Annotated in this window: 9 protein-coding genes and 1 other RNA gene; 9 read left to right on the top strand and 1 reads right to left on the bottom strand. The window is 61.6% G+C overall.

Annotated elements, in window-relative coordinates; genetic code table 11:
- Positions 1–253: 253 nt before the first annotated feature.
- The 5 genes from zipA to H043_RS0119545 all read left to right on the top strand — a co-directional run bounded on the left by zipA (position 254) and on the right by H043_RS0119545 (position 7,374).
- A complete protein-coding gene (gene zipA / locus H043_RS0119560) occupies positions 254–1,117 on the top strand; it encodes a cell division protein ZipA (RefSeq protein WP_027613270.1) in 864 nt (287 codons plus the stop codon).
- Positions 1,118–1,203: 86 nt separating this feature from the next.
- Positions 1,204–3,561, top strand: a complete 2,358-nt coding sequence (gene ligA / locus H043_RS0119555; RefSeq protein WP_027613269.1) for an NAD-dependent DNA ligase LigA — start codon at positions 1,204–1,206, stop codon at positions 3,559–3,561.
- Between the two features lie 260 nt (positions 3,562–3,821).
- The gene (locus H043_RS0119550) at positions 3,822–4,988 is read left to right on the top strand and encodes a putative zinc-binding metallopeptidase (RefSeq protein ID WP_027613268.1); all 1,167 of its coding nucleotides are present in this window, start codon (positions 3,822–3,824) and stop codon (positions 4,986–4,988) included.
- Between the two features lie 111 nt (positions 4,989–5,099).
- An RNA gene (gene ffs, locus H043_RS29855) (signal recognition particle sRNA small type) lies at positions 5,100–5,196 on the top strand.
- Positions 5,197–5,424: 228 nt separating this feature from the next.
- Positions 5,425–7,374, top strand: coding sequence for a hypothetical protein (locus tag H043_RS0119545; RefSeq protein ID WP_027613267.1), 1,950 nt, complete (start codon positions 5,425–5,427; stop codon positions 7,372–7,374).
- 121 nt (positions 7,375–7,495) lie between these two features.
- Here the strand turns inward: H043_RS0119545 and H043_RS0119540 are convergent, their stop codons facing one another.
- A complete protein-coding gene (locus H043_RS0119540) occupies positions 7,496–8,245 on the bottom strand; it encodes an ABC transporter substrate-binding protein (RefSeq protein ID WP_027613266.1) in 750 nt (249 codons plus the stop codon).
- 143 nt (positions 8,246–8,388) lie between these two features.
- Here H043_RS0119540 and dnaX point away from each other — a divergent pair, with 143 nt between their 5' ends.
- From dnaX to recR, 4 genes are all read left to right on the top strand, one after another.
- Entirely contained in the window at positions 8,389–10,470 is a 2,082-nt protein-coding gene (gene dnaX, locus H043_RS0119535) for a DNA polymerase III subunit gamma/tau (RefSeq protein WP_027613265.1), read from the top strand.
- A gap of 67 nt (positions 10,471–10,537) precedes the next feature.
- Positions 10,538–10,876 (top strand): YbaB/EbfC family nucleoid-associated protein, encoded by a 339-nt coding sequence (locus tag H043_RS0119530; RefSeq protein ID WP_003223337.1) that lies wholly within the window; start codon positions 10,538–10,540, stop codon positions 10,874–10,876.
- Between the two features lie 263 nt (positions 10,877–11,139).
- Positions 11,140–12,174 (top strand): NADP-dependent oxidoreductase, encoded by a 1,035-nt coding sequence (locus H043_RS0119525; RefSeq protein WP_027613264.1) that lies wholly within the window; start codon positions 11,140–11,142, stop codon positions 12,172–12,174.
- Between the two features lie 66 nt (positions 12,175–12,240).
- Positions 12,241–12,843, top strand: coding sequence for a recombination mediator RecR (gene recR, locus H043_RS0119520; RefSeq protein WP_027613263.1), 603 nt, complete (start codon positions 12,241–12,243; stop codon positions 12,841–12,843).
- The last annotated feature ends 149 nt before the right edge of the window (positions 12,844–12,992 follow it).

The raw sequence follows: 12,992 nt of genomic DNA, 5'->3' as shown, positions 1-12,992 counted from the left end.
GTGGTGTCGGAAGGGTATGAGTAGTCTGTAGGACTTTTTTACCGACTTCGACTTGCTGGCCAATCGACATATTCGCGCAAGCCAATGTGACAGACGGTGTAAAGTTGTCTTTGGTCGTGCTAGTTTAATGTCAATTTTTCGTATACGTGGGCAAAACGCCTGTCAGAACATAGAGTTGGCGCCACGTTTTAAAGCGGTTTGCACAATGTAAACCCCTTATTTTTCAGCATTTTTTATAGAGGCACGGGATTACATGGAAATCGGTCTGCGCGAGTGGCTGATCGTCATCGGCATCATTGTGATAGCCGGTATTCTTTTCGATGGCTGGCGCCGTATGCGCGGCGGCAAGGGAAAACTGAAATTCCGTCTTGACCGAAGTCTGTCCAACCTGCCGGACGAGGACACCAGTGCTGAGCTGTTGGGCCCGGCCCGCGTGCTGGACACACATAAAGAGCCGCAACTGGACGAACACGATCTGCCGTCGGTGAGCATGCCGGCCCGCGAAGCACGCGAGCCTCGCGAATCCGGTTCGAAACGTGGCAAGCGCGGCAGCAACGGTCCGGCCCAGGGCGACCTGAACCTCGACCTGGACCTGGACGGCGGCCCGAGCTTCAGCAGCCGTGATGACGACTTCGTCGACGACAGCAAGCCTGCGCCAGCGGTGGCCGACAAGGATCAGCCGCAAGCCGAAGAAGTCCTGGTGATCAGCGTGATCTGCCGCGATGCCGCCGGCTTCAAAGGCCCGGCCCTGCTGCAGAACATTCTGGAAAGCGGTCTGCGTTTTGGCGAGATGGATATTTTCCACCGCCACGAAAGCATGGCCGGCAACGGTGAAGTGCTGTTCTCCATGGCCAATGCGGTCAAGCCGGGCATCTTCGATCTGGACGACATCGACCATTTCAGCACCCCGGCGGTGAGCTTCTTCCTCGGCCTGCCAGGCCCGCGTCATCCGAAGCAGGCCTTCGACGTGATGGTGGCGGCAGCGCGCAAGCTGTCCCAAGAGCTGAACGGCGAGCTGAAAGACGACCAGCGCAGCGTGCTGACCGCGCAAACCATCGAGCACTACCGTCAGCGCATCGTCGAATTCGAACGCCGCGCCCTGACCCAGAAGCGTTGATTGAAAGGTTGCCTCGCGATAATGAGGCAATCGGCAAAATAGATTGAGCAGCCTCGGCTGCTCTTTTGCTTTATGAGAGAACACCCATGACCGCCGCCAAAAACCGCATTCTAGAGCTGCGCGCTGAACTCGATCAGCACAACTACCGTTACCACGTCCTCGACGAGCCGAGCATTCCGGACGCCGAGTACGACCGGTTGTTCCACGAGCTCAAGGCGCTGGAAGCGGCCAATCCGGAATTGATCACCAGCGACTCGCCGACCCAGCGTGTCGGCAGCGTGGCATTGACCGCGTTCACCCAGGTGCGTCACGAAGTGCCGATGCTCAGCCTCGGCAACGCCTTCGAAGAAACCGACATGCGCGAATTCGACCGCCGGGTGACCGAAGGTCTGGATCTGCCGGCCGGTGATCTGTTCGGTGGCGGCGCGGCGGTGGAATACAGCTGCGAGCCGAAACTCGATGGCCTGGCGGTCAGCCTGCTGTATCAGGACGGCGTGCTGGTGCGCGGCGCCACCCGTGGCGACGGCACCACCGGTGAAGACATCAGCGTCAACGTGCGCACCGTGCGCAACATCCCGTTGAAGCTGCATGGCACAGGCTGGCCGGCGACTCTGGAAGTGCGTGGGGAAGTGTTCATGTCCAAGGCCGGTTTCGAGCGCCTCAACGCCTCGCAACTGGAAGTCGGTGGCAAGACCTTCGCCAACCCGCGCAACGCCGCTGCCGGCAGCCTGCGTCAGCTGGATTCGAAGATCACCGCCAACCGCCCGCTGGAATTCTGCTGCTACGGCATCGGTCAGGTGTCCCACGATATTTCCGACACTCACATCGGTAACCTCAAGCAGTTGCAGAAGTGGGGCATGCCGATCAGCCACGAGCTGAAACTGGCCAAAGGCATCGGCGAGTGCCTGGATTACTACCGCGACATGGGTGAGCGACGTAACTCGCTGACTTATGAAATCGACGGCGTGGTGTTCAAGGTCAACAGCATCGCCGATCAGCGTGAGCTGGGCTTCCGTGCCCGCGAACCGCGCTGGGCGATCGCGCACAAATTCCCGGCCATGGAAGAGCTCACCGAACTGCTCGACGTGGAATTCCAGGTCGGTCGCACCGGCGCGGTCACTCCGGTGGCGCGACTGAAACCGGTCAAGGTCGCCGGCGTCACCGTCGCCAACGCGACCCTGCACAATATGGACGAAGTGGCGCGCCTGGGCCTGATGATCGGCGACACCGTGATCATCCGCCGTGCCGGTGATGTGATCCCGCAGGTGGTGCAAGTGGTCACCGAACGTCGCCCGGAGAATGCTCGTCCTGTAGCGATTCCAGAGAATTGTCCGGTCTGCGGCTCCCATGTCGAGCGCACGCAACTGGTCAAGCGCAGCAAAGGCAAGGAAACCATCAGTGAAGGTGCGGTGTACCGCTGCGTCGGCCGTCTGGCCTGCGGTGCGCAACTGAAGCAGGCGATCATTCATTTCGTCTCGCGCCGGGCGATGGACATCGAGGGCCTTGGCGACAAGAGCGTCGAGCAACTGGTCGATGAAGGTCTGGTCAGCTCGCCGGCCGATCTGTACGCGCTGAAGTTCGACGACATTGTCGATCTGGAAGGCTTTGCCGAGGTCTCCAGCAACAAGCTGCTGGCGGCCATCGAAGACAGCAAGCAACCGGGACTGTCGCGGTTCATTTATGCGCTGGGCATTCCCGATGTCGGTGAGGAAACGGCCAAGGTGTTGGCGCGCTCGCTCGGTTCGCTGGAACGCGTGCAGCAGGCGCTGCCGCAAGTGCTGACCTATCTGCCGGACATCGGCCTGGAAGTGGCCCACGAGATTCACAGCTTCTTCGAAGATGCACACAACCAGCAGGTGATCACCGAGTTGTTGGGGCATGGCCTGCAGATTCAGGATCAGGGTGAACTCGGCGCCGAATTTGCTGCCAGCACCACCCTCGGTGGTCTGCTCGACAAGCTGCACATTCCCTTTGTCGGCCCGGGCGGCGCGCAGAAACTGGCGGACAAATTCGGTTCGCTGGAAGCAGTGATGAATGCCGACTGGCTGGACATGCGTCAGGCGCTGCCGGAGAAGCAGGCCAATTCGGTGCGCGAGTTTTTTGCTGTGCCCGAGCATCGGCAGATCGCCGAGGCCGCCGAGAAACAGCTGCGGGATTTCGGCATGCACTGGCTGAGCGAGAAGAAAGTCGTTGAGGGCCTGCCGCTGTCCGGCGAAACCTGGGTGCTTACCGGCAAGGTCGAGTTGATGAGCCGCGATGTGGCCAAAGAACACCTGGAAAGCCTCGGCGCCAAGGTTGCTGGCTCGGTCTCGGCGAAAACGCATTGTGTGGTCGCAGGGCCCGGTGCCGGCTCGAAACTGACCAAGGCCAATGAGCTGGGGGTGAAGGTGATGGACGAAGAGGCGTTTATCGCGTTCCTCAAAACCCATGGCATCTCGGCCTGAGTCATTGGGTGAACCCAAACCTGTGGTGAGGGGATTTATCCCCGACCGGCTGCGCAGCAGTCGTAAAGCCTGAGCACACAGTTTGTCTGATTCAACTGAGTGGTAGGGTTCTGGGGCTGCTTCGCAACCCATCGGGGCGGTGCGACGTTTCGCTAAATCCCCTCACCACAAGGGTGGTATCGGCCAATAGCCGTGGAGTATTCGGAACGATGTCGGCTCGGCAATGATCTAGTCTTGGCAAGCCCCAGGGAGAGATCGCCATGTACCGCTTTTTCGAGCAGCTCAGTTCTCGCATTGTCGCGCCGTTCATGGGCGAATCTTCACGCAACAGCAAAATCTGGCCGTGCCGCTGCGGCCAGTCGCTGTTCTTTCGCAACAGTCAATGTCTGGCTTGCAGCGCCATGTTGGGCTATCAGCCTGAAGAAAGTCGCCTGACCTCGTTGCAGCCCGGGCCACAGGACGGCAGTTGGACACTCGATGCCGATCCCGACGCCGGACTGTTTCGTCGCTGCGCCAACCTCGACACGCCCGCCGCGTGCAACTGGCTGCTGCCGGATAACGGCCACGACAGCCTGTGCATCGCCTGCAGCCTCAACCGCACCATCCCCGACCTCTCAGTGCCGGAAAACCCCGAACGCTGGCGCAAAGTCGAAATCGCCAAGCGCCGGCTGGTGGCGCAACTGATCACCCTCGGCCTGCCGGTCATCCCGAAAACCGTGGATGAGGCCACCGGTCTGGCCTTCGACTTCATCGGCGTCGACCTCGAAGGCAACGCGCCAATGACCGGCCACGCCAACGGTCTGATCACCCTCGATATCAAAGAAGCCGACGACGCCCATCGCGAGCAGGTGCGGGCGGCAATGCATGAACCCTATCGCACGCTGCTCGGGCATTTCCGGCATGAGGTCGGGCATTATTATTGGGATCGTCTGATCGCCAATGGGCCGTGGCTTGAACCTTTCCGCAACCTGTTCGGCGACGAGCGCGCCAGTTACGCCGAAGCGCTCGACCGTCACTACCAGCAAGGCGCACCGCTGGACTGGCCGCAACACTACGTCAGCGCCTACGCGACCATGCACCCATGGGAAGATTGGGCCGAAACCTGGGCGCATTACCTGCACATGATGGATGCGGTGGATACCGCGCTGGGTTTCGGCATGAGCGCGCGGGAAATGGACTTCGACTACCAGCCGTTCCCGTCCAGCACGCTGTACGACCCGGAGCACCCCGGCGGCGCGGCGTTCCTGTCGTTCGTCAATGCGTGGATCGAACTGGCGGGCATGCTCAACGAGCTGTCACGCAGCATGGGGCAGCCGGATTTCTACCCTTTCGTGCTGCCGGCGGCGGCGATTGCCAAGTTGCACTTCATCCATCTGGTGATCCAGCAGGCGGGCGGCAAGGCGGACGAGGTGTTGCAGGCGCAATAGCAAGTGCTTGAAGCCCTTCATATTTTTAATCTGAAACCAACGGTTGTAACTTCGCTTCAGATAGGTACAATGGCGCGGCTCGCCGACAGGTGAGTGTCGTTATGGTGACCCCATCGGTCCCCCCGCAACGATTACCCGTGAACCTGGTCAGAGCCGGAAGGCAGCAGCCACAGCGGGAACATTGTGTGCCGGGGTGTGGCTGGTGGGGTTACCACCTTGACGAACGAAGAACGCTTCAACAGAACTGCATGGGTTTCGCCCACTGCGGTTTTTTTATGCCCGCGATTTGGGCTTTCACGCCAGCCCCTGTGGGAGCGAGCCTGCTCGCGAAGGCTGCCCCCCGATGCCTGTTCAGTCACCAAGGTTGAACAGTGGCATACTCCACCGTCTTGCTGCGCGCGTCGTTGACAAGTTCGCGCCCTGGCTACGAGGTTGTATGCACCCGGAACATCACGATTTATCCACCGCCGTGTACTTGCCCGTGACGGATGAGACCTGCGCCAGCCTGTTGCAGCCCGATGGCGCAAAAACCCTCGGCGAGTTGACGGATGCGCAGCTGGCCGCCGTGCTGGTCATCCAGAATCTGGCTCAGGCCACCGAAAAGGATCTCACCGCTGCAGCGGCGGAGAAGGTGCTGGCGCGCCTGATCGCCTGGGCGGTCGATGGCGGGGCAGGGCTGCTGTCCGAGGCGCAACGGCTGTTCGACCCGCGCCAGTTGTACTTCGGCCTGAACGCCATCAGGGGATTGAACCTGCGTTTGCTGTTGGCCGAAGAGGTGTCGGCGCAGGATTACCTGCTACCCGATGGCAAGTGGGATGACGAGTTCAAGACGCGCCACCACGCGATCAACAATCCGTTCAGCCAGCAGATGATCAGCCCCGCGCACCGCGAGCGCTGGCTCAGCGCCGCGCAGGACAAACTGGTCAGAACCTTCCGCGCCAACCTCGATGAAGACCTGCACGTGCAAGGCTATGCCGGGATCGGCAAGAGCCACCTGGTCGGTGCCTTGACCGAGTGCCTGGACCCCGGGAAAACCCTGTTGCTGGCACGCACCCCGGAAAAACTCGCGACCCTGTGCCAGCGCATGGGCGTTGTCAGTGAACGCAAGCCCGGCATCACCTTTGAGGCGTTCGCACGCGGGCTGATTTATGGGCGCAAGCCGCAGCCGGCAAGCGCCGCTGGCCGAGTCGCGAGCAAACAGAGTCTGGCGCAGGAGCTGAACATCCTCGGCTTTCGCGAGCATGACGCGCAACGCACCCTGAACGTCTGCCTGGAAACCCTCGAGCGCTATTGCCACTCCCGGGATTACAGCCTGTCGGCGCATCATCTGCCGTATTTCAAACTGTCCTTGTCCGGTCTTGAGTCCAAAGTGCTGCTGGAGTATTCGAGCCGCGTCTGGACTTACCTTGAGGCCAACCCGGCGTGGGGCCGGCAGAGCGGCTTCGAAGCCTTGTTGCTGATCAAGCGGGCAAGTCTGGCGGGCTGCGTGGTGCCGCCGCGTTATACCCACGTGCTGATCGACGAGAGCCAGGACATTCCCGCTTCGCTGCTGCAGATAATCGAGCGTGGCCGCCAGGTGCTGATCACGCTGGGCGATGAGTACCAGCACGCCGAGCGCGATCTGGTGAAGAGAAAGCGTGAGGTGCGCCAGAGCGATATCACCTACTCGGTACGCTCGGGTCGTAACGTCGAGCGTCTGGTCAATCCGCTGATTTCCCGGCACTCGGAAAAGAGCAAGGTGCCCTTCGAAGGCGCGCGTGAGGCGGACGTCGGCATCGAGTTTTATCCGCAGGGCTTTGTCCCGCCGGAAGGTTGCGTGGTGCTGACGGCGTCCCCTTGGGACACCATGAAGTGGGCCATGCAACTGCACGATGCCAATTGCCTGTTCAGCTTTGCCGACATGAAAGCCCAGCGCGACCTCGAGCACTTCATGATCACCGCCATCGAACTGTTCAGGGTCGACTTCTACAGTGCCGAACACAGCGAGAAGGGCCCGCATCGCTATTTCAGCGATCTGCCCAAGTGGCAGCAGGTGCGCGATGCCAACCAGTTCGACGAGGCGTTTCTGTGGGTCGAGGCCGAGCTGGAGAAGGGCTTCAAGGTCGCTGACCTGACCCGGCTCAACCGGATGATCGGCGGCCCCGGCAAAAGCTGCCTGCTGATGCTGGCGCAAGAGGCGGGCGGCATGGAGTTCGACCGCGTTCTGCTGACGCCCGAGCTGCTGACCAACGTGCAGTTCAAGGACGCCTACGCGTTCGATCAGCGGATCTGCGCCGTATACATCGCCATCTCCCGCGCCCGGCAGCAGCTTTATCTGCCGTACGACGTGGTCGAGTGGATCGAGTTTCACGACTACCAGAAATTCCGTGAGTCGCACGGCTACTGAATAATTCTCTGTCGGAAATGTCCCCCTGTGGGAGCGGGCTTGCTCGCGAAGGCGGTGTGCCAGTTAACGAATCAGATGACTGACACACCGCCTTCGCGAGCAAGCCCGCTCCCACAATGGGTTATGGGGTGGCTTCAGCGGACCCGGTATACAACCGGATGATGTCATCAATCTCCCCCGACATTTTCATCCGCAACAACGTGCGCAAGATCCGCTGCACCGGCACCTGAGGGTCATTCCTCACGTAGCAGCCCACATGCTGCTCCTGCAGCACCGCGACGCCGTGCAGTTGCTGCCCGGGCAGCAGGCGCTGATTGAACCAGTCCAGTGTCCATTGATTGCTCACCGCATAGCGGTAGCGGCCGGCCAGGAGTTTTTCCAGCACTTGTTCCTGATTACGCGCGTCCTCGCGTTGCAGGCGATCGGCGTCGAACAGCGGTTGCAGGGTCGGATAGGTATAGCCGAGCACGGTGCCGATCGATTGGCGGGGCAGGTCGGCAGGGTCGACGCGGGGCGGCTGAGCGTCGCGGCTGATCAGCAAATCGCGCTGGAACAGCAGCGGAAGGCTCCAGATATAGTCCCCGGACTGATTCGGCAGCCACGATTGTGCGGCATAGCAGCGCACGTCGACTTCGCCGTGCTCCATGGCGTTCTGCACCCGGGCGCGCGGCAGGACGTGGAATTCGGCCGGCACGCCGACCTGCGTCGCAAGGCTGAGCATGATGTCGTGGAGGATGCCCTGGGTCGGGCGGCCATGGTCGATCTGCACCATCGGCATCGCCCAGCTGTCGGCCACGACGAAGCGCAGCGGCGGTTCGGCCGCGCTCACGCTCAGACTGATCCCCAACAAAGCTCCCAAGGCCCAACGCATACATGCTCCGATGAGTCCCGATCACGAGCGAAATTTCCCCGCCAACAGCAGCTTAGCCAGATTAGACGAGCACACCGGATGCAATTTTGCCCTTGCTCCGCTAGCATTAGCCGCTTCAGCTTCCTTCGTTGCGACGGTTTTCGATGAGTTATCAGGTTCTTGCACGTAAATGGCGTCCGCGCTCGTTCCGCGAAATGGTCGGCCAGACCCATGTGCTCAAGGCTCTGATCAATGCCTTGGACAGCCAGCGGCTGCACCACGCGTACCTGTTCACCGGTACCCGCGGGGTCGGTAAGACCACCATTGCGCGGATCATTGCCAAATGCCTGAACTGTGAGACAGGTATCACTTCCAGCCCTTGCGGCGAGTGTTCGGTGTGCCGCGAGATCGACGAAGGCCGCTTCGTCGACCTGATCGAGATCGACGCCGCGAGCCGGACCAAGGTCGAAGACACCCGCGAGCTGCTCGACAACGTGCAGTACGCGCCGAGCCGCGGGCGCTTCAAGGTCTACCTGATCGACGAAGTGCACATGCTCTCCAGCCATTCCTTCAATGCGCTGCTGAAAACCCTCGAAGAGCCGCCGCCGTACGTCAAGTTCATCCTGGCGACCACCGACCCGCAGAAACTTCCGGCAACGATTTTGTCGCGTTGCCTGCAGTTCTCGCTGAAGAACATGACGCCCGAGCGTGTGGTCGAGCATCTGACCCACGTGCTCGGCGCCGAAAACGTACCGTTCGAAGACGACGCGCTGTGGTTGCTGGGCCGCGCCGCTGACGGCTCGATGCGTGACGCCATGAGCCTGACCGACCAGGCCATCGCCTTCGGTGAAGGCAAGGTATTGGCCGCTGATGTGCGAGCGATGCTCGGCACGCTGGATCACGGCCAGGTCTTCGACGTGCTGCACGCGCTGATCGAGGGTGACGCCAAGGCGTTGCTCGAAGCCGTGCGCCACCTGGCCGAGCAAGGCCCGGACTGGAACGGCGTGCTCTCGGAAATTCTCAACGTGCTGCACCGCGTCGCCATCGCCCAGGCCTTGCCGGAAGGTGTAGATAACGGCCATGGCGACCGTGATCGGGTGTTGGCGCTGGCGCAGGCGCTGCCGGCCGAAGACGTGCAGTTCTATTACCAGATGGGCCTGATCGGTCGCCGCGATTTGCCGCTGGCGCCAGATCCCCGTGGTGGTTTCGAAATGGTCCTGCTGCGGATGTTGGCCTTCCGGCCAGCGGACACGGCGGACGCCCCGAGGCAACCGCTAAAGCCAGTGGGGATCAGCCAGGCCACAGTTGATTCCGCAAATTCAGTGGCTGCCGCGCCCAAGCCTGCGCCGGTAGTCGCTGCGGCTGTTGCGCCTGCACCGGTTGTTGTTCCAGCACCAACGCCGGCTCCAGAGCCAGCGCCTGTGGTGGCCCATGCGCCAGAACCGGAACCAGAGCCAGTCGCCGCCGAAGCGGTGGTCGACCTGCCGTGGAACGACCCGGTCGAACCCGAGCCAGAACCTGAGCCGGTGCAGCAACCAGCCGTCGAGCCGGTACTGGAAACCGCCAGCGAGCAGCCCGAGTTGCCGCCGATGCCGCTGCCGACCCCGGACAGCGTGGTGCCGGATGCACCGGAGTGGGCCGCTGCGCCGATTCCCGAGCCGTCGGTCGCCGACGTCGATGCCGCCACACCGGGCATGGATCTCGACGATGAGCCGCCGCTGGACGAAGACTACATCGAGCCGGACATGGATTCGGCCTACAGCTACCTCGACGATCTGGCCAGCGAACACACCGCCGAGCCAGCCCCGGAACCCGAGCCGGAGCCTGCCGCCGCGCCGGCCACCGGTCTGGCGTTGCAATGGCTGGAGCTGTTCCCGCAATTGCCGATCTCCGGCATGACCGGCAGCATCGCCGCCAACTGCACGCTGATCGCGGTCGATGGCGACCATTGGCTGATGCACCTGGACCCGGCGCACAGCGCGCTGTTCAACGCCACGCAACAGCGGCGCCTGAACGATGCGTTGAACCAGTTCCACGGTCGCACGCTGACCCTGACCATCGAACTGATCAAGCCCGAGCAGGAAACCCCGGCGCAGGCCGCGTCCCGTCGCCGGGCCAACCGTCAGCGCGAGGCGGAGGAATCGATCCACGGTGATCCGTTCATCCAGCAGATGGTCCAGCAGTTCGGTGCGGTCGTGCGACACGATACTATTGAACCTGTCGACGCCTTGGTCGCCCAAGGCTAATAACTGAGGGCGTTCGGCGTTAAGTGCCGGGCGCTGTTTTGATCCAAGTACTTTTGAGGTGATTCCCATGATGAAAGGTGGCATGGCCGGCCTGATGAAGCAGGCACAGCAGATGCAGGAAAAAATGGCCAAGATGCAGGAAGAACTGGCCAACGCCGAAGTCACCGGCAAGGCCGGTGGCGATATGGTCACCGTGGTAATGACCGGTCGTCACGACGTGAAAAGTGTCAGCATCGACCCAAGCCTGGTTGAAGGCCTGAGCGAAGACGACAAGGAAATGCTCGAAGCCGTGGTCGCCGCCGCCGTCAACGACGCCGTGCGCAAGATCGAAGCCAACAGCCAGGAAAAAATGGGCAGCATGACCGCCGGCATGAACCTGCCAGCAGGTATGAAACTGCCATTCTGATTCGCCATCGCGAGTTGGATGAGCTACACAAAATGCTAGGCATCGTGCCTGGCATTTTTGTTTCTGCCTCCTGGAGGTGCGGTGTCTTTGATGCCGCCTTCGCGAGCAGGCTCGCTCCCACATTTGGAATGCATTTCCCTGTGGGAGCGAGCCTGCTCGCGAATGAACTCACCTCGGTACAACTGAATAAACATCGAACGCCCCAATGCCACAAAGGTCTGCTCCCTATACCCCCGAATTCCCCATTCACAGGAGACGCTGACATGTCCGACCCTCTGACCCTCAACCAACGGTTCGTCCTCGCTTCACGTCCGGTGGGCGCGCCGACTCCGGAAAACTTCCGTCTGGAGCGCGAAGCGTTGCCGGATCTCGAAGACGGCCAGGTGCTGCTGAAAACCCTGTACCTGTCGCTGGACCCGTACATGCGCGGGCGCATGAGCGATGCACCGTCCTACGCCGCGCCGGTACAAATCGGCGAAGTGATGACCGGTGGCGCTGTCAGCCGTGTCGAGAATTCCCGTCATCCGAAATTCCACCAGGGCGATCTGGTGGTCGGCCTCACTGGCTGGCAGAGCCACAGCATCAGTGACGGTCGTAACATCATGCCGATTCCGTCCGGTCTGCCGAGCCCGTCGATGGCGCTCGGTGTACTGGGCATGCCGGGGATGACCGCGTACATGGGGCTGATCGACATCGGTCAGCCGAAAGAAGGCGAGACCCTGGTGGTGGCTGCAGCTTCGGGTGCGGTCGGTTCGGTGGTCGGTCAGGTGGCGAAGATCAAGGGCCTGCGCGCCGTGGGTGTGGCCGGTGGCGCCGACAAATGCAAATACGTGGTCGAGGAACTGGGGTTTGATGCCTGCATCGATCACAAGGCGCCGGACTTTGCCGAACAACTGGCCAAGGCTTGCCCGAATGGCATCGACATCTATTACGAGAACGTCGGCGGGCATGTGTTCGATGCGGTGGTGCCGCTGCTCAATCCCAAGGCGCGCATTCCACTGTGCGGGCTGATTGCCGGTTACAACGCCACTGAGGTGCCGCAAGGCCCGGATCGTCTGCCGATGCTGCAGCGTACGTTGCTGACCAAGCGTGTGCGGATTCAGGGCTTCATCGTGTTTGATGACTACGGCGACCGTCAGCCGGAATTCATCAGCCACATGGTGCCGTGGGTGCGCGACGGCAAGGTCAAATTCCGCGAAGACGTGGTGGAAGGTCTGGAGCAGGCACCCGAGGCGTTCATCGGGCTGCTGGAGGGGCGCAACTTCGGCAAACTGGTGGTGAAGGTTGCCCAGGACTGAGCATTTGACGCTGGCCAGAGGCGCGGGTATAAACCGCGTCTCGTTGTTTTGTCGGACTTTTTACCCATGAGCTTCAGCCCTTTGATTCGCCAACTGATCGACGCCCTGCGCACTTTGCCGGGTGTGGGTCAGAAAACCGCCCAGCGCATGGCGTTGCAGTTGCTCGAGCGTGATCGCAGCGGCGGCACGCGCCTGGCCCAGGCCTTGAGCCAGGCCATGGAAGGGGTGGGTCACTGCCGTCAGTGCCGCACGCTGACCGAAGACGATCTGTGCCCGCAATGCGCCGACACGCGCCGCGACGACACGCTGCTGTGCGTGGTGGAAGGGCCGATGGACGTGTATGCGGTGGAGCAAACGGGTTTCCGTGGGCGCTACTTCGTGCTCAAGGGCCACCTGTCGCCGCTCGACGGCCTGGGGCCGGAGGCCATCGGTATTCCGCAGTTGATGGCGCGTATTGAAGAGGCGGGCAGCTTTACTGAAGTCATCCTCGCCACCAACCCGACGGTGGAAGGTGAGGCGACCGCGCATTACATCGCCCAACTGCTCAGCAACAAGGGCCTGATCGCTTCGCGGATTGCCCATGGCGTGCCGCTGGGTGGGGAGCTGGAGTTGGTGGATGGCGGAACGCTGGCGCATTCGTTCGCCGGGCGTAAACCGATTTCCCTCTGAGTTCAGCGGTGCTTTGACTGGCGCCTTCGCGAGCAAGCCCGCTCCCACATTGGAATGCATTCTCCTGTGGGAGCGGGCTTGCTCGCGAATGGCGCACCTCGGTCTGACTGATACACACAAACATATTGAAAACCAAGCAAGCGCTCGGT

Source organism: Pseudomonas sp. URIL14HWK12:I6, from assembly GCF_000514195.1.
In the GTDB taxonomy this organism is placed as follows: Bacteria; Pseudomonadota; Gammaproteobacteria; order Pseudomonadales; family Pseudomonadaceae; genus Aquipseudomonas; species Aquipseudomonas putida_A.
This window is presented reverse-complemented; position numbering and strand designations above follow the sequence as displayed.

Excerpts from the sequence above, each read along its gene's own strand:
- H043_RS0119550 (WP_027613268.1), top strand. The coding sequence starts at position 3,822 with ATGTACCGCTTTTTCGAGCAGCTCAGTTCTCGCATTGTCGCGCCGTTC.
- H043_RS0119540 (WP_027613266.1), bottom strand. The coding sequence starts at position 8,245 with ATGCGTTGGGCCTTGGGAGCTTTGTTGGGGATCAGTCTGAGCGTGAGC.
- H043_RS0119525 (WP_027613264.1), top strand. The coding sequence starts at position 11,140 with ATGTCCGACCCTCTGACCCTCAACCAACGGTTCGTCCTCGCTTCACGT.
- H043_RS0119545 (WP_027613267.1), top strand. The coding sequence starts at position 5,425 with ATGCACCCGGAACATCACGATTTATCCACCGCCGTGTACTTGCCCGTG.
- recR (WP_027613263.1), top strand. The coding sequence starts at position 12,241 with ATGAGCTTCAGCCCTTTGATTCGCCAACTGATCGACGCCCTGCGCACT.
- dnaX (WP_027613265.1), top strand. The coding sequence starts at position 8,389 with ATGAGTTATCAGGTTCTTGCACGTAAATGGCGTCCGCGCTCGTTCCGC.
- zipA (WP_027613270.1), top strand. The coding sequence starts at position 254 with ATGGAAATCGGTCTGCGCGAGTGGCTGATCGTCATCGGCATCATTGTG.
- ligA (WP_027613269.1), top strand. The coding sequence starts at position 1,204 with ATGACCGCCGCCAAAAACCGCATTCTAGAGCTGCGCGCTGAACTCGAT.
- H043_RS0119530 (WP_003223337.1), top strand. The coding sequence starts at position 10,538 with ATGATGAAAGGTGGCATGGCCGGCCTGATGAAGCAGGCACAGCAGATG.